The sequence below is a fragment of the Endozoicomonas sp. OPT23 genome (assembly GCF_009653635.1).
In the GTDB taxonomy this organism is placed as follows: Bacteria; Pseudomonadota; Gammaproteobacteria; order Pseudomonadales; family Endozoicomonadaceae; genus Endozoicomonas_A.
In genome coordinates this window covers 362935-382116 of sequence record NZ_PPFD01000001.1, presented here as the reverse complement: position 1 = coordinate 382116, position 19182 = coordinate 362935, and the positions used below count along the sequence as shown (strand labels likewise).

The window sequence follows — 19182 nt, the reverse complement described above, 5'->3', positions numbered from 1 at the left end:
ACTATTCAGGCATGACGCCGGCAGGACCGGTTTCATGCATTAAGCACATCAGGATCAGACGTCAACGACAGTCCATTCCCCTTCATGGCAGACCAGCTTCCGCTTGCAACCAGTGCCCGCAGCGTCAGTCTCCTGGTCAGGCAGTTGGCAAACCACCCGGTTACCCTCTCGACGCAATTGCCTTACAACCGTGGCATCTGCATCGACAGGCGCAAAAACAGCAGCCCGCTGACCTGTATCAGCGGGTTTCATATCCAGTAGTACTTTAAGGTCAGTACTGAAACCTGTGGCAGGTCTGGCACGGCCAAAGACCTGACCAATACCATCGTAACGGCCGCCTTTGGCAATAGCCTGTCCCTGCCCTGAAACGTAAGCGGCAAAAACGACACCCGTATGATAGTTATAACCGCGCAGCTCACCTAGATCGAAATACAGATTCGTTTCCGGGTACTGGCTTTTGATCGCACCAGCAATGGTTTCCAGCTGATCAATCGCTGCAAACACTTCATCTGGCGCTGACACCAGTTTTTCACGGGCGACATCCAGAATGTCTGTATTACCCGAGAGAGTAGTGAGAGACATAAACATCTCGGCCACTCCCTTTTTAACCTGCCAGTTGTTCAGCAAGTCACGAACTTCACAACCAGCCTTTCTCTGCAAAGCATCAAACAGCAGTTGTTCCTGTCCTGCGGTCAGTTCTGCAAACTGAACCAGCGAACGATAGATCTGCACATGCCCAAGATCGAGATTGGCAGAATTCATACCGACACTGCTCAAAGTCTCCAGCATCAGCGAGATAACTTCTATATCACTTTCCACACCAGCGTGGCCGTAAAGCTCTGCACCCAGCTGAATCGGAGAGCGGGATGCGCCCAGCGATGCCGGTTTGGTATGAAAGACACTGCCCGCATAACAGAGACGCGCTGTGCCTTCTGAACTGGTACGAGCGTCAATTCGAGCTACAGCAGGTGTTGTGTCTGCCCGCAGTCCCATTGTTTTACCCGTCAGCTGATCCGTCACCTTGAAGGTCTGCAGCTCAAGGTCATGCCCAACCCCGGCACTCAGTGATTCCATAAACTCCAGATGCGGAGGGATCACCAGTTCATAGCCCCAGCGGTCAAACAGATCCAGCATCTCGCGGCGTAGCATTTCTGCCCGGCGAGCACTGGGAGCCAGTATTTCTTCAATTCCGTCTGGCAACAGCCAGCGATCGGCGACGGTCATAACAGCCTCTCTTATTGTCTTCTTACCTGTCCCGCTCAAATGGAGCCGGAAAGTACAGCTTATGACACTTTTGTTCTGAGCTCATGATCATTTCAGACATGAAATCAGATTTATTTTTAATCTCGGGTTTGGCTTCCAGACCTCTCAGGTCAGGTAAGCGCAGTGAGAATCAACAGTCCCAGCACCATGCTGGCCAGACCTGCGTATCTCAGTTGTCGGTTATTAATTTCCGACATCTTTGCGACCAGATTTCTCCATCTCTGCGGATAGAGAAAGGGGATGATACCTTCCAGTATCAGCATCAGGCTAAAGGCGATTGCCAGCTGTTGCATTAAATCCAAAACTGCGCCCTCCAAGCCATGCTACCAACCCTGCTTTTGAATCACAGTGGTCACAAAAAAACCGGGACAGGCCCGGTTTGCGCTATCATACCCTGAAACGAATTCCGCCTCCATAAGGAGGCGGAAAATATCAAACAACTGAAAAGAATTTGAGCAGTCTGTGTTCAGATACTATCAATTTTCAAACAGTATTTACCCGCTTGCGCGGAGTAAATACTGAAGAATTCTTATATCTGCTTTTTAATTGCCAGATTTCTTGTTCAGATATTTGAAGAAGTCATTATTTGGCTCCAGCAACATGATATCGCCACTGTCGCTAAATGACTGTTTATAAGCCTGCAGGCTACGGTGGAAAGCGTAGAACTCAGAGTCTCGGTTGTAAGCACTGGCATAAACTTCTGCAGCCTTTGCGTCACCATTACCTCGAATAATCTCTGCTTGTTTGTACGCATCCGCCTGAATGATTCGCTGTTCACGGTCAGCATTGGCCTGAATACCTTCAGCCATTTCCTGACCCTTGGAACGAAACTCCTGGGCTTCCTTCTCACGCTCAGAGGACATCCGTTCAAATACGGAGTCACTTACCTGAGGTGGCAGGTCAACACGCTTAACTCGTACGTCGACAACCGTTACACCCAGTTCCTTACGAGCCACTTCATCCAGTTCATTGGTGATGTCGCTCATAATGCTGTCACGCTGACCAGAAACCACTTCGTTCAGGGTCAAACCACCGACCTTGTTACGCAGTCTGGATTCTGCACGCTGAGACAGCAGGGTGTTGGCACGGTACAAATCACCGGCAGTAGCCTTATAGAAGCTGGCTACGTCGGCAATCCGCCACTTGATGTAGGAATCGACGATAACCGCTTTCTGCTCCAGAGTCAGGAAACGCTCGGAAGGCACTTCCAGATGCTGAAGACGGGCATCAAAAATACGAATGTTATCCACAAACGGGAATTTGAAATGGAGACCCGGTTCGATGTTCGGACCTACCAGTTCACCAAAGCGAAGCTGCACGGCACGCTCACGTTCACTGACGACGTAGAGACTACCCCAGCCAATAACGACAGCAACAAGAGCAACGATCAGGGCACTGAAACCTTTCTGACTCATCGTCCAATCCTCCCGCTGCTATTGCGGATGCTATTCACTCGCTTGTTCAACTCCTCGGCAACTCTGTTGCTGATCTCGGTCACTTCCTGACTGCTCAGGTCTGCAGCCTGTCTGGCTGGCATCGCTGATTTACCCTGTCCCAGACGGTCCAGAGGCAGGTACATCATGTTATTGCCACCTTCAACATCCACCAGAACCTTGCTGGTGCTGCCCAGAACTTCTTCTATGGTTTCAAGATAGAGACGCTCACGGGTAACTTCCGGTGCACGCTTATACTCGGTCAGCAGTTTGGAGAAACGAGCTGCCTCACCTTCTGCTCTGGCAATCACTTCATCGTGATAAGCGTTGGCTTCTTCGATACTACGTTGAGCCTGACCACGAGCTTCCGGAATCACCTTATTGGCGTAAGCTTCGGCCTTGTTCTTGGCGCGCTGCTCATCCTCGCGGGCACGGATTACATCGTCAAAGGAAGCCTGAACTTCTTTTGGTGGCTGAGCACTCTCGATGTTGATCTTACCAATGTTCAGACCGGTTCCGTAGTTGCTCTGGTAGTCCTGCAAACGCTTGCGGACTTCCTGACCCATAACCTCACGGCCCTGTGTCAGTACCTGATACATCTCGGAGCTACCCACAACGTGACGCAATGCACTTTGTGTTGCCTGTTCCAGACTCATCTGAGGCTTGGCTACGTTCAGGACATAGTCCTTAACGTTTCCGATGTTGTACTGAACAGACATGGACACCTCAACGATGTTCTCATCTTCGGTCAGCATTTGCTGTCTCAGGTTATAGGTACGAAGTTCAGTCACCTTTTCCTGATACTTGGTTTCAATCGGTGGGAAGTAGATGTGCAGACCCGGTTCAACGGTCTGAACGTATTCACCAAAGCGCAGAATAACCGCACGTTCTTTTTCATCAACGGTGTAAACCGCATTCCAGAAGTAGGCAACCAGAGCCAGAACAAGAATGCCACCAAACATACCGGAAGAAGATCCGGTATTGCCGCTCTGACCGGAAGAGCTGCCGCCCTGCCCGCCGAACATGGAGTTCAATTTGTCCTGTAGCTTGCGGAAGGCTTCGTCCAGATCAGGTGGTCCCTGATTCTTACCGCCGCCCTTATTGTTTCCACTACCCCATGGATCCTGATTGTTTCCACCCGGCTCGTTCCAGGCCATATATGTCTCCGTAGAGTCAGTAACGAATTCTCTGTCGGCAATAGAGTAGAAGTACTGTATGTCTAATTAGTACTTCCAACTGCTCAACAAACTTTTCAATACTCATCCATGCCAAAAGTGGCCGGATAGATTTATGTGTGCCACATCGGATACAACCGAAGGGACGCTGTTCTAGGCCAGATTGTAGAGTTTGCTAAGCGGAATGTGCAAGCCAATATTAGTATTGACCGTAAGTTCTTACGCTTTACTTACCCTGTCAGCTACCAGCGAATCAATGCTCAGCCAGATTACCTGAAGACAACCCTTCCTGCTTGGCTATACGTTCATAATCACCGCGCGGCATACGAATGTCCAGTAGCAACTCACCTTTGTCCGAATACTCTTCGGCCTGAATCGCGCCAGCCTGAAAGAATCGTGCACGAACCTTACCCTGAGCCGGTGTCAGAGACAGACGTCCCTGGACCATGTCGTTACCCAGAAGTTCAGTAATAGCCTGCTCAATCAGCTCAAGACCTGCACCGGTTTTAGCGGAAACCCAGACTCTTTCCGGCTTGCCTTCATCATCACGCTGAATCTTTGGTTCAACGCCTTCCAGCAAATCAATTTTGTTATAGATGTGCAGAGAAGGCACTTCGTCTGCATTAATCTCTTTCAGAACATCGTTAACCTGTTTGATGTTATCAAGACGCTCAGGGTCATGGGAGTCGATAACATGCAGCAGAAGGTCAGCCTGACGGGTTTCTTCCAGTGTTGCTCTGAAGGCTTCCACCAGCTTGTGCGGCAGGTGTCTGATGAAACCTACAGTATCCGCCAAAATGATTGGCCCCAGGTCATCGAGCTCCAGACGTCTTAGAGTTGGGTCGAGCGTTGCGAACAGTTGGTCTTCAGCGTAGACATCAGAAGCCGTCATGCTGTTAAACAAAGTAGACTTGCCGGCATTTGTATAACCCACCAGAGCAACTTGAGGTACTTCTGCTCTTTTGCGGGAACGACGTCCCTGATCTCGCTGCTTACGAACCTTCTCCAGACGTTTGGTGATGCTCTTAATTCGGGCACGAAGCAATCGGCGGTCTGTTTCAAGCTGGGTTTCACCCGGCCCACGCAGACCAATGCCACCCTTCTGTCGTTCAAGGTGGGTCCAGCCGCGAATCAGTCGAGTGCTGACATATTCCAGCTGTGCCAGCTCTACCTGCAGCTTACCTTCAAAGGTTCGGGCACGCTGAGCGAAGATATCGAGAATCAGGCCGGTACGATCTACAACCTTGCATTCCAGTTCTTTTTCCAGATTTCGAGCCTGACTCGGGGAAAGTGCGTGGTTGAACAGAACAACTTCAGCTTCGTGCTGGAGAACCGCCTGACGGATTTCTTCAACCTTGCCGGGACCAACAAAGTATCGGGGAGTAGGGTTACGGGTGTTAACAGTTATGAAGGCCAGAGATTCAATTCCGGCGGAGCTAGCCAGCTCCATAAATTCCTGGGGGTCTTCCCGTTCGCGGTCGTCGGATAATTCCGGGTGAACGAGGATGGCTGTTTCGCCCCCTTCGTGGCGATCAAAAAACAATAAAAACTCCGAATCGTTTTTTAAGAGAGTGCCGCCATTGTAATGGTTTACCCTGAAGTTGCACCTTTTAAGGGACTGTTTTAGGAGATTGCCTTAAAAGGACTGTCTTAAGATGTTATCAAAAGGGTACTGCTGAATACTTTTTTATTTTTCAAGGCAACAGAAACGCTAAAAGGCGCAATATGCGCCTTTTAGTTATTCCAAGCAGAGGAGAAAAATCACTCCTGCTCTTCGTGCTCACCTTCCTGTCCCTGCATAGGCAGGCGCACCGGACGGCTTGGAACCACTGTAGAAACAGCGTGTTTGTATACCATCTGGCTGACTGTGTTTTTGAGAAGGATCACGAACTGATCAAAAGATTCGATCTGCCCCTGAAGCTTGATGCCGTTAACCAGGTAAATGGAAACAGGCACGCGCTCTTTACGCAGCACATTAAGGTAAGGGTCTTGTAGAGAATGCCCTTTTGACATTTCTGTACTCCTTATTAATTCTCGGGTTTGGAATAGCCGTAAATTCGTGAGTTATTTTACTAACCATTATATGGGCTATTCGTTTTACCGGCAGCGCCAGTACCTGATTGTTCAATCTGTGTACAGCCCAGAAATTTAGCTCGGCAACAGTAAGCGATGCCCCGCACTGCCATCAATAGGTAATACTAGCTACTCGTGTCAGACCTGCAGAAACTATTGCAGGTTCTTACGTACCAGCATTTACCTTTTCGTCCGAGAACAAGAACCGAGTTTGAATGCCGTCTCTTCGTTCAGAGCCCATCTCAGACAATACGCTTGGAAATGCAACCGGATACATGAATTCAGATGCTGTTTTTTCGCTTTTGACGAGAAAAACATTCAGGCATATGAATACACTTATCCAGATAGTTATTCTATTAAGAACAATGCCTATTATATAGGGTTAGCCCTGATGACTTTCAAGGCATCTTCCACAAGATTTACAGATAAACTGTCCAGCCAGTTTACATCCGGCCAGCTTCTCAGCCAGGTTAACTGCCTTTTTGCCAGCTGTCGGGTAGCGATAATGCCTTTCTCGACCATGGTCGGGTAATCCATTTCACCGTCCAGATAACTCCAGACCTGACGATAGCCAACGGCTCTTACTGCAGGCAGAGACGTATCAAGATCACCTCTTTCACGCAGTGCCTTCACTTCATCGATAAAGCCCTGTTCCATCATACGTTCGTAACGAATAGCTATGCGCTTGTGCAGCACAGAACGATCCTGCGGTGCGATGGCAAGGTTTACGACATTGTACGGGAGTTGCTGCTGCTTCTGCTCTGCGTGCCAGTCAGACAGCGGCCGGCCTGTCGATTCATAGACCTCAAGAGCACGCTGAAGTCTTTGAGTGTCGGTAGGTTTAATACGCAATGCAGCAACAGGATCGACTTGCTGAAGCTTCTCATGGAGCTTTTCCCAGCCAAGTTCTTCTGCATCTTTCAGCAGTCTATCTCTGATCGACTGGTCCGCCGCAGGCAATTCTGCCAGACCATCCCGAAGCGCTTTGAAATAGAGCATGGTGCCGCCCACCAGCACAGGTATTTTGCCTCGACTGGAAATTTCGGCCATCTCTCTCAGAGCGTCTTCCCGAAAGTCTGCGGCTGAATAAGGCTCTGACGGATCCTTGATATTAATCAGCCGGTGTGGTGCTTTGGCCAGTTCTTCCACGGTTGGCTTGGCAGTACCTATGTCCATGTCCCGATACACCAGCGCCGAATCGACACTGATCAACTCGCAGGGCAGATGTTCTGTCAGAGCAATGGCCAGATCGGTTTTACCCGATGCAGTCGGCCCCATCAGAAAAATAGCTGTGGGCAAAGGCTGCCTATCCTGCTCATTCGGGTTGTTGGTCATGGTTCTCCCACAGTAGAAGCTATAAAACGGGTGGCAGAGTTTACTGAAACCCCGTTCCTTTTCCTATAGCTGCTCGTCGGCGCTTCTTTCGTCAAGACTGGCTTCATCGGAGCAGCACTCGTCCTGCAGGAAAGTAATCACTTCATTGAGCTGATCATAATCAGGAACGCAGTAAAGAGTACGGCCTTCACGCCGTTGTTTTAGAAGCCCTGCGGACACCAGACTACTGATATGGTGAGAGAGTGTAGAGCCCGGTATTTCCAGCTCTTCCTGAATTTTCCCGACTGCTAGTCCCTGATGACCCGCCTTTACCAGACGTTTGTAGAGAGTCAGCCTGGTTGGGTGTCCCAGCTCTTTTAAGGCTTTAGCGATCGCTTCGACACTTGTCTCGGTATTCATGACAGTCACTTCCAAAAACAATATTTCGATTTTAATCGAAATAAATTGACAACCCAAGCACCTAAAAACTATATTTCGACAATTCCAGAAATATAGTTTTCAACCTGTTATGAATATCACTCCTGAAATGATTCGAGAAACCATAGAAATGTTTCTCTTTCTGGCCACCGAACTGACTCTACTGTTTCTGGTGATCAGTTATATAGTTGGCCTGTTGCAAACCGTTATTCCACCCAAGAAGATTCAACAGATTCTCAGTGACAAGAACGGCAAAGGCTATTTTATTGCCGGACTGCTGGGTGCAATAACACCCTTCTGTTCCTGCTCTACAATTCCTTTTCTGAAAGGATTGTTAAGAGCCAGAGCAGGCTTTGGCACCATGATGGTCTTTCTGTTTGCCAGCCCTTTGCTTAACCCAATTATTATTGGCCTGTTTGTTGTTACCTTCGGCTTAAAGGTTGCCGCCTTCTACTTTGTAGTAGCCATGGGTGTTTCAGTTATCGCCGGTATTGCTCTGGAAAAACTGGGCTTTGAGAAATTCGTTAAAAAAGAAGCCTATGAAGAACCCGAAAAGAAAGGTTGTGGCTCTTCCTGCGCTCAGAAGAAGGTTGAAGACAGTCGCTGGTTAAAGGTTTGGAAGTCTACATGGAAAGACTTCAAAGGCGTTCTGCCGTACCTGATGCTGGGTATTGCCATTGGCTCTCTGATTTATGGTTTTATGCCAACCGAATGGGTGGCCAGTGTCGCCAGTGGCAGCAATCCTCTGGCCATTCCTTTTGCTGCAGTTATTGGTATTCCGTTGTATATCCGTGCTGAAGCCGTTATTCCTCTGAGTTCAGCTCTGGCGGCAAAAGGCATGGGACTGGGAGCAGTAATGGCACTGATTATTGGCAGCGCCGGCGCAAGCCTGACAGAAGTTATTCTGTTGAAATCTATTTTCAGGAATCAGATGATTGTGGCTTTTCTGGCTGTAATTCTGAGTATGGCGGTAATGGCTGGTTTTCTTTACAGATTTTTTTTCTGAAGTTTTGGGCTGGCACGAATAATCATGCCAGCCTCTTATTTCAGGAAAAACTCAATTTATTCAATGGTAACCTTTCCAGGTGTTTCCATACTCTGGCCATACAAGCAGCGCCCCTGACCATATACAGTAACTTCAGTGGATTGATTTCTGGCACTCTCTAACAAAGTAAGCAGCGCATTCCCGTTAGTATTTGCTGTGCTGATATACCAGCGTGAATTACTTCCGCAACTTGGAGTCTGGCTATGAACTCCACCCAATTCAAAGCTGAAACCACTACCTGATACTTCCAAGCTTGTCACCAACCCTTGAGATTTTCCGCTTCCTCCCAACTGATTCAATTCTTGCCATGAAATACCTATTACACTGCCATGCCTTGCACCTGAAGGAAAATTCACATCCGCTACAGGTAGCGTTTGCCAGTTTTCGCCATCATCGGAACTTGCTGCTCCCCAATAACCACCATTAGCGAAAAAGTCATAATAGAGATAATAGCGATCAGTGCCGTTTATATTGACCTTAAACTGTTCAGGTCCCTCTACGCCTCTCACGCTGGGTAATACGTCATCAGTACCCGTAAACACATCAATTTCTGGATTCAGACTCGATGAGGTCGCCAGTAGTGTATGTCTGTCTCCATGGTCTCCAAACTCTGTTTTATAAACCATCTGATATTGATCGTTTATTTTGAGAATATTGGCATCAATAACATCAAAATTGGGATAGAAATAAACCCTGGAAGGTGCAAATGTCTGCCAGTCACTGGTTGTTGTATACCAGATTTTTTCTGTCCAGCCATCTGGAGATTCACCATTACTGCCTCCTTCACCATTTTGTCTTGGGGTTCTCGATGTCCAGAATACGTAGAACAGTTCACTGTCTTCATCATAGAAAAACTCAGGAGCCCAGGCATTAGGAGCGGAAGTCCCCTCCATGACGCCTATATAGCTACCGGTCCAATTCTGTAGATCATCAGACTCCCAGTGATAGATACCTTGACTGTCCCAACCTTTCGTATGAACTAAATGGAATTTTTCTTCACCATTATGGGTAACTCGTTGAATAAACGGATCTCTTAATCGAACGTTGTAGTTATTTGCATCAAAGACATAATTACCGTTATTCAATGCTGTCCATTTCAGAGCATCATGACTTTTCGCATAGAAAAGTTTTTCATTAGGAAGGTTATTGCCTTTGAAGTAAGCCATCAAATAAGCTGTGTCTTGTACAGCTTCTGCTGTATTTTCTGTATAACTTCCTTGCAAACTGAGGTTATCGTAGTTTGCCGTTGCCATATGAGTTCGCAGACCTATAGCACCAGTTGTCCAATCAGCATCTGTGACACTCAATTGCAACTGATCATCCAAAAAAACTTTTATCACAGGCCCATCACCTTCAACTTTCAGGCGGTAGGTTTGGTTCTCGATGACATTGATACTAGACTGAGCTAATTGCTGCCAGTTGTTGTTCATCTTTCCTAATACCAGCAGACCTCGGTTATCCAATCCTGCATAATATCCCTGAAGAGCATCAGCGCCTTCTGCTGGATTTTGAACTCTGAAAACCACGCCACTGTTAGCTCCAGAACGAGCCGAACTTAACGGTGTAATATCTACACCAAAGGTAAAGTTATCTGTCCTGCTCCCGGCAAGAATTGACTTGTGTCCGTAGTCAGTTCCTCCTCCAGCTGTTTGCTCATAGCTATCTTCAGTCAAAGCCCAGTTGCCGCCATAACTGCTCCAAATGCTCTCTGGCTGATAACTGAGCAGCACCTGACCATCATTTTCTACATTTAAAGACTTATATCCCGCTGATGCTTTATAAGTTCGAAGACCGATGGCACCTGAAGTATGCTGGGAAATCTGCGCAGTAATTTTCAGTTCATCATCAAGGTAGATTTTAGCTTCTGTTCCATGAGCTACTACTTTTAGCTGATAATCCTGGTTGGTGTTAATAGCTGTATTGGAGCGTTGCAACTCTTTCCAGTTATTATTCATCTCACCCAGAACCAGATGTCCTTGTGCGTTTAAGCCAACATAGTACCCAAAAAGCCCATCAACAGAATCAGAAGCATTGGTCACTCTGAAAACCACTCCGGCATTACCATAACTAGCACTGGTATCAATAATTTTTAAAGTCGTTTCAAGTGTAAAATCACTGAAATCAGTCCCTTCAGCAATTCTTTTTCCACCCTCTGAACCGCTGTCTGATTGCTTTAAATAGTCACTTCCAACAACCCAGCTACCACTAAATTCATCCCAACTTACTGTTTGCTGAGAAAAAGTCTCTTCAATACTGACGGGGTAAACAATTTCACCGTCATTTCCCGAACTATTAAATACCCATGTTTCAGCTGCTATGGCACTGCCTGCTTGACAGCAAACCAGTGCTAATAACAGTTTTTTTCTCAGGTGCCTGATCATCACTCTTCCTTATTGTTGTTCTTATCCAATAAGAAAGTACCAAATGCTATTTAGAATTATAGAGATCTGACAAAAAAAGTAAGTCGATGGAAAAAAAAGAAACATGGGGTCTTGTTCAGTAGTTTTTTACTCAATGAAGTAGTTCATTTTTTACCTTGTATTACTGTCGCCCACCCCTGTCTGATAACGAAAGAAAAGCGTAATTATGCTTGGGAAAAAACGCACTTATTTTCTCTATTGATCTGTCGAAGTCATGTCACACCCCACATAACGGAGATGATCCATGATACGACAGCTATTAGCTCTTTCCTCACTGCTTTTCATGACAGTCAGTGCTGCCAGCGCCACAAATTTGTCGGATGTAAAAGACAGTCAGTTCTATAAAGCAGACATACCGACCATTCCATTCACTGCAACAAGCAGTACAGGAGCAGAAACCAGACTGGTCATAATACCTGTCGATGAAATTCAACATTTCAAGGGCAAGGATGGTGAAGTCATGCTGTATGGAGGGAAAGCAAATGTTTGCAGCAAATATGACAACCTGAATGGCTCGGAAGATCGCCAGTGCCTTCAACAGGAAACTGTCTTACTGGTTCGTTCTTCAACTTACGACTTCAGTTTCTGTACTTCATTCTCAGGCGATGAGTGTCAGAAGGCCCAATCAATACAGCATGAATACCCTACGCAGTATGATGTAAGGGTTATGAAGCGGCTCAGTGTTTCTAACGACTTTACCCCGACCCGTACAGCCTTCATTGAGAAGGTAGAAATGTCTGTATGTTCCGAATGCAGCGATATGGATCTTTAGAGCAGAACAGCGTCATCAGGCATGTTTGTGACTGGTGACGCTGTCTCATTCCAACAGACTGTTAGAAGGTATAGTTCAACCGAAGACGCAAGGCGGTAGTCTTATCACTCACGGCCTCTGTTACATCGCTGGCTGTAGAATAAGACCCCGCTACTGTGGCAGAAGCGCCTTCAATTCCCAGTAAAGGCATAGTATAAGCTGCGTAGGTAGTCCCTACCTTGGTATCTTTGGAAGCTGCTGCATCAAAGTCTGTCTTGGAGTGAATGTAACCAGCACCAAAATCACCATAGGTTACGTTAATGGCATAGCTATTAACCTTGTCTTTAGACTCTTTGTCTTTGCTCTGAGCAAGACTCAGGTTTACACCAGCACCGCTTACATTGAAGTTGGCATTGGCACCAAAACCATTTTTATTAACTTTGCCTTTCGTCGCCACACCGTTAGTTGTGGTCTCTTTATCATATTTAACCTGCTCATAACCAAGCGTCAGGTTAACAACGTCTGAAGACCACATTAAAGCAGGGCGCACACCTGTAAACGCCTGTTTATCCACGTCATCTCCACCTTCAAAGTCACCAAAGGCTGTAGCCAATTCAAACTTAAGATTTTCAGTAGCATTGACGTGAAGAGCTACCTGCCCTGAATCATTTTTACCCAGACGACCACGAACATTGTTGGCTTCATAGACAGAAACTTCTGAACCACCAGCATGCTCTACCATTGTGTCTTTACCGAGAGGAAACAGGTTTACTGCTTCAAACCTGCCCGCCTGAACATCCCATGCACTGTTACCAAGCTGTATATAAGCATCCCGAACCTCCATGGAATCACTGGTTTTTATTCTGAAAGCGCCTTTCGCAGCAATAAAGTAGTCATTCATTTCACGTCGCGCTGTTGCACCCAGCTCTACAAAGCCACTTTGCTTGTATTCAGCACTTTCCAGGGATGTGTCGACCATATCAGTATTGAGCTCCAGACTGGCATCCAGACTGAGATCAGCAAAAACAGATGAAGACAGAGCCAGAGCAATAGATCCGGCCAAAAGAGTTTTTTTATTCATGTGAGTAACCGTGTGGCAATTTTATTGTTTTTAATCAGGCTTTACTGCTGCCAGTCACTCTCAGAGTATTCAGTCAAAGCTTTGCTTTCAATTTACTTTTTTAACATATCCTTATGATTTTTAAAGAGTTTTTATAAATAAAAGAAATCACAAAAGCCCCTTTATTCAACAATAAAGAGGCAATATAAAAAGCATGTTCGTGGTACTTCTTTTTACTGACTTATAGCTCAATTCCTATTCTGTTTTTTTCTCTGAACGATGAAGGCGTCTCTCCCAATTCTTTTTTAAACAACCCGTAGAGATAATGAAATGATGGATAGCCTGTTTGTTTTGCAACTTCTTTGACTGAAAGCTCTGTTTCAATCAACAACTCTTTGGCCTTTTCCAGCTTCAAAGTATGGATTTCCTGATGAATTGAGTGCCCCACTTGCTCTTTAAAACGGGACTCTAAAAGTGTTCTGGAGCATCCGGTGTAGTCCACAACCTGCTGAACCTTAATACCTTTACAAGCATTCAGTCGTACAAAATGCAGTGCTTTGAGCACGAAACGATCTTCTACTGAACGAAAATCAGAACTGCTGCGCTCATCAATCACTTCTGGCTGAGAAACACTTATTCTCGGTACTTCCTGCGCCAAAAGAGTACGATTAACCATCTCTGCGGCCAGGTACCCGGCCATTACCCAGTTCGGATCAACAGAAGACAGCGCTGTTTTATGGAAAAACTCACCCACTTCCATATCACCAATGCTAACAATGGAAACTTCATCGGGAACAATCGTTTGATTGGATTCGCAGACACCAATTAACGTTCTGGCTCTGATATCACTCGAGACAATAATTCCGCAGGGTTTAGGCAAGGCATCAATCCAGAGTCTCAGTTTCTCGGTTTCTTCCAGCCAGGCTGAAAAGGTCGGCTGAGTGCCTTCATAAACATATGATTTAGCGCCTGCTTTCTGGCAAAGACTGCGGTAGCTATCAAGTCGAGTTCTGGACCAGAAACTACTCTCATCATCCTGCAGACCATAATAAGCAATAGTCGTATGTCCCTTTCCAGCCAGGTGTTCAAAGGCCATACGAGTCGCTTTTTCATTATCTATCGTCACAATCGGGTGAGAAAATTCGCCACGTTGTTTGTCCCTACCACTGGTCAGACCTACAACGGGCATGTCCCGTTTTTCCAGAAATTTCCTGATTTGCTCATTGTTATAGTCAGCTACGATGCCATCAAACCAGAGATCAACTACGTCATTTTTCCTTAATTTGAGTTCATGATGGAGAACAATCGACCAGTCGCAGTCGTGTTCTTTCATGTAGTCACTGAAGCCTCTCATAATCTGGCAGTGAGCAGATAGCTTGGGGCTGAGCAGAAGCGCTATGACTTTTGGTCGCTCCAACAGCGTACTAATGTCGACCTTGTTATTCTTCTTATAGTCAAACATCTTGAATACAAAGCCTGATCAGTTTACCAATGGCTTCTTATCAGAAGGCCACCATTTCAAGAGAAGCCCTGATGATATCAACCTCTGCAGGGAAATGAATATAAACAACAGTAGTCCTATAAATATTTTGGTCCACCAACTGTTCAGAGTTCCATCAAAACTGATAATCGTCTGAATCACTCCCTGAATAAGAACTCCGAATATCGTACCAACAACGTATCCGACACCACCTGAAAGCAGGGTTCCACCAATCACTACCGAGGCAATTGCGTCCAATTCCAGCCCCATTGCTGCCAATGAATAACCAGAGAAGGTATAGAATGTGAATACTATTCCAGCGAGCGCAGCCAGAAAACTATTGGCTGAGTAAACAAACAGTTTGGTTCTTCCAACAGGCACCCCCAGTAAGGCTGCAGACTGCTCATTGCCTCCCACCGCATATATATTCCTGCCAATACGGGTGTAATGTGCGATATAAACAGCGCCCGCCAGTACTGTCAGCAGTATCAGAGTGCTCACTGTTAAGCTGCCATTCCCAGGCAGAGGAATATAAAAATCAGCAATGCTGTCATAGAAAGAGTGAGTGATGGGAATCGACTCAATACTGATAACAAACGACAGGCCTCTTAAAAAGAACATACCTGCCAATGTCACAATAAACGGTGGCAGATCATACTTCTCGATCAGGAACCCCATAAAGCTACCGAACAATGTTGCGCAGATCAGAATGATCGGAAATACCACCAGTGGATGCAGCTGATAATGTTCAATCAAAACAGCTGTAGCGACGCCTACACAGGCGATCATGGAACCTACAGAAAGGTCTATACCACCGGACAGAATGACAAAAGTCATGCCAATCGCTGTAATCGCCAGAAAAGCATTATCGGTAAACAGATTAGTAAACACTCTCATGGAGAAGAATGAATCAAACTGAGCCGAACCAAAACCAAACAGAGCCATGAAAACAAAAATAGTGGCAGCAAGAGGTATGTATTTATTATTCACTTCTCTGACCTCTCTGAAACAGCGACTTCATTTGATGACGGAATTCAGCCGACATAAGCAACATGACAATAATGACGACAGCGGATTTAACAATCAGCGTGTATTGAACGGGCAAACCATGAGTCAAAATAGTTGTAGTCAGTGTCTGCAGAATCACCACACCAACCAGAGTGGTCGACAATGAAAAGCGACCTCCTGTTAATGCTGTACCACCAATCACTACAGCTAGGATCGCATCCAGCTCAGACCAGAGCCCAACGTTGTTCGCATCAGCCCCCTGAATATCAGAAGTCAGAATAAGACCCGCTAACCCTGCAGCAACTCCGCATACACCATAAACAGAAAACTTCACCAGATTACTGCGAATGCCGGTGTAATGACTCGCTATAGGGTTCGAACCAATTGACTCGATAAACAAACCCAGTGCTGTTTTTCTCAAAAGTAATAAAGCTAATGCATAGCTGCAAATCACGATAGATATTGACAGTGGCAGCCCCAGAAATGCCCCGCCTCCAATCATTTCAAAACCTTCATGGCTGAAAGTCAGAACCTGACCGTTGGTAATCAACTGAGCAATACCACGACCTGCCACCATTAATATCAAAGTCGCTATTATTGGCTGAATGCCAAGAGCCGTAACAAGAAGACCATTCCACAAACCTGCCAGCAGGGACACACCCAAACTAATGGCCAGGATGAGCCATAAAGAGTTAACCACTTCATGACTGATCAGCCAGGCGCTGGTTGCTCCAGCGATAGCCATGATTGAACCGACCGAAAGATCTATACCACCAGTGGCAATCACTAATGTCATACCCAATGCCAGTAATGCGACTGGAGCGGCCCGGTTCAGGATATCAATCAAACTTCCAAAAAAGACGCCATTCTTGTATTCAATCGCAAAGAATGAAGGATCTGTTATTAAGTTAAACGACAACAGTAGAGCCAGTGCAGCCAGCGGCCAGAACAGTTTTGATGTTCGTATTGCAGATAATCTATCTTCTCGAGGAACTGAAATACTGTCAGTAATCATAAAGCCCCCTCAGCAATTGAAGAGAGCACATTAGCTTCGGAAATTTCATCACCGGACAACTCTTTTATTTGTTTTCTGTCTTTCAAGACAATGACCCGATCACTGATATCAACAACCTCTTCCAACTCCGAGGCAATCACCATAATGGCAAGCCCCTGTTTACTCAGGCCTTTGATAATTCGAACAATCTCCTGATGAGCACCAATATCCACCCCACGGGTGGGTTCGTCCAATATCAGGAATGACGGGGCCGATGCGAGCCAGCGCGCCAGAACTACTTTCTGCTGATTGCCGCCACTGAGTTCTTTGACGGGTTTATTGAGGTCAGACGTTACAATCTTCAGAGATTTGATAAAATCTTTGGCTATCTTTTCCTGCTGTACACCAGTCAAAGCTCTATACCAACCACGTTTGGCCTGGAGTGCCAGAATGATATTTTCCTTAACCGATAATTCGCCAATCAGACCTTCTTTTTTCCTATCTTCCGGGCAAAAGGCCAAACCCTGTTGAATAGCCTTCCGTGGAGATGAAAACAGTTGTTCCGTTCCCTGAACATACAGTCTTCCAGTGTCGGGCTGCACAACACCAAACAGCAGTTTGGCAATTTCAGAACGACCAGAACCTAATAACCCTGCCAGACCGATGACTTCGCCCTGATGTACTTTAAGATCGATAGGTTCGATATAGCCGGACTTGCCAATACCGCTGGCTGTCAGATAAACCTCTTTTTCATCCTGATCCTGACTTTGTTTTTTGGTGGATGAATCTGTTTTATCACTGATTGTCTTGCCCAGCATTTTGCTGATAAGGGCATTCTGAGGAAGATCTGCCTTTTCGTAAGTACCAATGTAATGACCGTTTCTCAAGACACTGATCCGGTTACTAATGGCATAAACCTGATCAAGAAAGTGAGTAACAAAAACAATGGCTGTGCCTTCCGCGGTGAGCCGACGCATAACAGAAAAAAGCTGTTCTACTTCTTTCAGGTCAAGACTGGAAGTCGGCTCATCGAGAATCAAAACTCTGGCAGACATGTCCACACCACGGGCAATAGCCACCATTTGTTGAATGGCAATGGAGTAGCTGGACAACATCTGCGTCACATCAATATCAAGATTTAGCCTTGCCAATACTGCTCTGGCCTTACTGTTCATCGTTTTCCAGTCGATTCGACCACGAATCTTTGGCTGCCTGCCAAGAAAAATATTTTCCGCTACAGAGAGCGTTGGAATCAGATTCACTTCCTGGTGAACGGTACTGATACCGCAAGTCTGAATCTGATCCGGTTTCAGACTGCTTATGTCTTTTCCAGCCAGGAATACTTTGCCACTGTCGCTGGAATAAAAACCGGTAAGGCACTTGATCAGGGTTGATTTACCTGCTCCATTGCCTCCCATCAAGGCATGCACTTCCCCTTCCCTTAGCGACAGTGAAACATCATTTAACGCTTTAACACCGGGGAAGCTTTTACTCAGGCCTGTGACGGCCAGTATTTCTACATCTGACATGGGTCATCCCTGCACTGTTTCTTATTGATTTCGCAGTGCCGGAGATTAGCCGACACTGTTACAGGGTATTATTTAGAACTTACGGGAAGAGATCATGCTGGCAGCATCCTGCATCAGGTTGATCTTATCCTTCTGGACAATCCATTTTTCGACTTCTTTACCTGCAATAGCCGCTTCCAGAGCATCCAGAGCCAGTGGACCAAGTAAAGGATTGCAGTCAACGGTGGCGTTCAGGTCACCATCAACCATGGCTTCAAACGCTGACTTCACACCATCGATGGAAACGACAAGAATATCCTTACCAGGCTTTTTACCGTATTCCTTAATAGCCTGAATCGCACCCAGGGCCATATCATCATTGTGGGCATAGACTGCATCAATCTTGTCACCCTGAGATTTCAGGAACGCTTCCATCACTTCCTTGCCCTTGGTGCGAGTCCACTCACCGGTTTGGGAAGCAATGATATTCATGCCGGCAAACTCGTCAACAATCTCGCCGAAGCCCTTTTTTCTATCAATAGCTGGCGCAGCCCCCGGGCCGCCCTGAAGCTCTACAACATTGGCTATACCGTGTGTTTTCTGTGCAAGCCAGCTGCCTGCCAGTTTGCCTTCAAAAACAAAGTCTGAAGCAACCAGTGATGTATAAAGACTGGGATCACTGACCTTAATACCACGATCAACCAACACTACAGGAATACCGGCTCTTTTTACTTCACGAAGCACGCGGTCCCAACCTGTTTCAACGACGGGTGCAAGAACAATGCCGTCTACACCTTGCGCTACAAATGAGCGAAGTGCCTTGATCTGGTTTTCCTGCTTTTGTTGAGCATCGGAAAACTTAAGGGTGTAGCCTCTGTTTTTCGCTTCAGATTTAACTGACTCAGTTTCAGCAGAACGCCATGCACTTTCAGCACCTATCTGAGAAAAACCAATCACCAGCTCCTTAGCTGGCACTATGACTGAGGCTGCAGATAGGGCGACTGCCGCTGCAAATTTTGCCAGTGTTTTTTTCATTATTAACTCCCGGATGTTCTTTTGATTTTCTAGGGGAAACTGAATTTCTTCACACAGGATTTACGTTATTTCTTTCGAGGAAAATAGAAAAGTCTGATTTTTTCCTAGCTGTTATTTTTTTTCACACTTTAATAAGACTTGCCTGGAAAATAATTTGATGAGCCGATCTGGCAAAGGATAAGCCT

17 protein-coding genes are annotated in these 19182 nt (G+C 46.2%); 2 read left to right on the top strand and 15 right to left on the bottom strand.

What is annotated here, in order from left to right; all coding sequences use genetic code 11:
* Positions 1–54 precede the first annotated feature (54 nt).
* The 8 genes from EOPP23_RS01550 to EOPP23_RS01515 form a co-directional block, all read right to left on the bottom strand.
* Positions 55–1224 (bottom strand): ATP phosphoribosyltransferase regulatory subunit, encoded by a 1170-nt coding sequence (locus EOPP23_RS01550; protein ID WP_153764217.1) that lies wholly within the window; start codon positions 1222–1224, stop codon positions 55–57.
* Between the two features lie 149 nt (positions 1225–1373).
* Positions 1374–1556, bottom strand: coding sequence for a DUF2065 domain-containing protein (locus tag EOPP23_RS01545; RefSeq protein WP_153764300.1), 183 nt, complete (start codon positions 1554–1556; stop codon positions 1374–1376).
* Positions 1557–1805: 249 nt separating this feature from the next.
* Positions 1806–2678: a protease modulator HflC gene (gene hflC / locus EOPP23_RS01540; protein ID WP_153764216.1), complete on the bottom strand. Its 873-nt coding sequence runs from the start codon at positions 2676–2678 to the stop codon at positions 1806–1808.
* Positions 2675–3853, bottom strand: a complete 1179-nt coding sequence (gene hflK / locus EOPP23_RS01535) for an FtsH protease activity modulator HflK (protein ID WP_153764215.1) — start codon at positions 3851–3853, stop codon at positions 2675–2677. Before hflK ends, hflC begins: the two co-directional genes overlap by 4 nt.
* A gap of 271 nt (positions 3854–4124) precedes the next feature.
* Entirely contained in the window at positions 4125–5414 is a 1290-nt protein-coding gene (gene hflX / locus EOPP23_RS01530; RefSeq protein WP_153764214.1) for a ribosome rescue GTPase HflX, read from the bottom strand.
* A gap of 218 nt (positions 5415–5632) precedes the next feature.
* Positions 5633–5884: an RNA chaperone Hfq gene (gene hfq / locus EOPP23_RS01525; RefSeq protein ID WP_135507906.1), complete on the bottom strand. Its 252-nt coding sequence runs from the start codon at positions 5882–5884 to the stop codon at positions 5633–5635.
* Positions 5885–6316: 432 nt separating this feature from the next.
* On the bottom strand, positions 6317–7279 hold the full coding sequence (gene miaA, locus EOPP23_RS01520) for a tRNA (adenosine(37)-N6)-dimethylallyltransferase MiaA (RefSeq protein WP_153764213.1): 963 nt from the start codon (positions 7277–7279) through the stop codon (positions 6317–6319).
* Positions 7280–7342: 63 nt separating this feature from the next.
* Positions 7343–7678 (bottom strand): helix-turn-helix transcriptional regulator, encoded by a 336-nt coding sequence (locus EOPP23_RS01515; RefSeq protein ID WP_153764212.1) that lies wholly within the window; start codon positions 7676–7678, stop codon positions 7343–7345.
* Positions 7679–7787: 109 nt separating this feature from the next.
* Here EOPP23_RS01515 and EOPP23_RS01510 point away from each other — a divergent pair, with 109 nt between their 5' ends.
* Entirely contained in the window at positions 7788–8702 is a 915-nt protein-coding gene (locus EOPP23_RS01510) for a permease (protein WP_153764211.1), read from the top strand.
* A gap of 56 nt (positions 8703–8758) precedes the next feature.
* Here the strand turns inward: EOPP23_RS01510 and EOPP23_RS01505 are convergent, their stop codons facing one another.
* Positions 8759–11122: a family 16 glycoside hydrolase gene (locus EOPP23_RS01505; RefSeq protein WP_153764210.1), complete on the bottom strand. Its 2364-nt coding sequence runs from the start codon at positions 11120–11122 to the stop codon at positions 8759–8761.
* 283 nt (positions 11123–11405) lie between these two features.
* Here EOPP23_RS01505 and EOPP23_RS01500 point away from each other — a divergent pair, with 283 nt between their 5' ends.
* A complete protein-coding gene (locus EOPP23_RS01500) occupies positions 11406–11933 on the top strand; it encodes a hypothetical protein (protein ID WP_153764209.1) in 528 nt (175 codons plus the stop codon).
* A gap of 61 nt (positions 11934–11994) precedes the next feature.
* Here the strand turns inward: EOPP23_RS01500 and EOPP23_RS01495 are convergent, their stop codons facing one another.
* The 6 genes from EOPP23_RS01495 to EOPP23_RS01470 all read right to left on the bottom strand — a co-directional run bounded on the left by EOPP23_RS01495 (position 11995) and on the right by EOPP23_RS01470 (position 18997).
* On the bottom strand, positions 11995–12993 hold the full coding sequence (locus EOPP23_RS01495) for a carbohydrate porin (protein ID WP_153764208.1): 999 nt from the start codon (positions 12991–12993) through the stop codon (positions 11995–11997).
* Between the two features lie 220 nt (positions 12994–13213).
* Complete coding sequence (locus EOPP23_RS01490; protein WP_153764207.1) at positions 13214–14434, bottom strand: substrate-binding domain-containing protein; 1221 nt, start codon at positions 14432–14434, stop codon at positions 13214–13216.
* An 18-nt stretch (positions 14435–14452) separates the two neighbouring features.
* The gene (gene yjfF, locus EOPP23_RS01485) at positions 14453–15442 is read right to left on the bottom strand and encodes a galactofuranose ABC transporter, permease protein YjfF (protein ID WP_370514577.1); all 990 of its coding nucleotides are present in this window, start codon (positions 15440–15442) and stop codon (positions 14453–14455) included.
* On the bottom strand, positions 15435–16475 hold the full coding sequence (locus EOPP23_RS01480) for an ABC transporter permease (protein WP_153764206.1): 1041 nt from the start codon (positions 16473–16475) through the stop codon (positions 15435–15437). The genes yjfF and EOPP23_RS01480 overlap by 8 nt, the downstream gene beginning before the upstream one ends.
* Positions 16472–17983, bottom strand: a complete 1512-nt coding sequence (locus EOPP23_RS01475; RefSeq protein ID WP_153764205.1) for a sugar ABC transporter ATP-binding protein — start codon at positions 17981–17983, stop codon at positions 16472–16474. Before EOPP23_RS01475 ends, EOPP23_RS01480 begins: the two co-directional genes overlap by 4 nt.
* A gap of 72 nt (positions 17984–18055) precedes the next feature.
* Positions 18056–18997 carry an ABC transporter substrate-binding protein gene (locus EOPP23_RS01470; RefSeq protein ID WP_153764204.1) on the bottom strand — a complete coding sequence of 314 codons (942 nt, stop codon included), beginning with the start codon at positions 18995–18997 and terminating at the stop codon, positions 18056–18058.
* Between the last annotated feature and the right edge of the window lie 185 nt (positions 18998–19182).

Coding starts and splice junctions, on each gene's coding strand:
- EOPP23_RS01550 (WP_153764217.1), bottom strand. CDS start 1,224: ATGACCGTCGCCGATCGCTGGCTGTTGCCAGACGGAATTGAAGAAATA.
- EOPP23_RS01545 (WP_153764300.1), bottom strand. CDS start 1,556: ATGCAACAGCTGGCAATCGCCTTTAGCCTGATGCTGATACTGGAAGGT.
- hflC (WP_153764216.1), bottom strand. CDS start 2,678: ATGAGTCAGAAAGGTTTCAGTGCCCTGATCGTTGCTCTTGTTGCTGTC.
- hflK (WP_153764215.1), bottom strand. CDS start 3,853: ATGGCCTGGAACGAGCCGGGTGGAAACAATCAGGATCCATGGGGTAGT.
- hfq (WP_135507906.1), bottom strand. CDS start 5,884: ATGTCAAAAGGGCATTCTCTACAAGACCCTTACCTTAATGTGCTGCGT.
- miaA (WP_153764213.1), bottom strand. CDS start 7,279: ATGACCAACAACCCGAATGAGCAGGATAGGCAGCCTTTGCCCACAGCT.
- EOPP23_RS01515 (WP_153764212.1), bottom strand. CDS start 7,678: ATGAATACCGAGACAAGTGTCGAAGCGATCGCTAAAGCCTTAAAAGAG.
- EOPP23_RS01510 (WP_153764211.1), top strand. CDS start 7,788: ATGAATATCACTCCTGAAATGATTCGAGAAACCATAGAAATGTTTCTC.
- EOPP23_RS01505 (WP_153764210.1), bottom strand. CDS start 11,122: ATGATCAGGCACCTGAGAAAAAAACTGTTATTAGCACTGGTTTGCTGT.
- EOPP23_RS01500 (WP_153764209.1), top strand. CDS start 11,406: ATGATACGACAGCTATTAGCTCTTTCCTCACTGCTTTTCATGACAGTC.
- EOPP23_RS01495 (WP_153764208.1), bottom strand. CDS start 12,993: ATGAATAAAAAAACTCTTTTGGCCGGATCTATTGCTCTGGCTCTGTCT.
- EOPP23_RS01490 (WP_153764207.1), bottom strand. CDS start 14,434: ATGTTTGACTATAAGAAGAATAACAAGGTCGACATTAGTACGCTGTTG.
- EOPP23_RS01480 (WP_153764206.1), bottom strand. CDS start 16,475: ATGATTACTGACAGTATTTCAGTTCCTCGAGAAGATAGATTATCTGCA.
- EOPP23_RS01475 (WP_153764205.1), bottom strand. CDS start 17,983: ATGTCAGATGTAGAAATACTGGCCGTCACAGGCCTGAGTAAAAGCTTC.
- EOPP23_RS01470 (WP_153764204.1), bottom strand. CDS start 18,997: ATGAAAAAAACACTGGCAAAATTTGCAGCGGCAGTCGCCCTATCTGCA.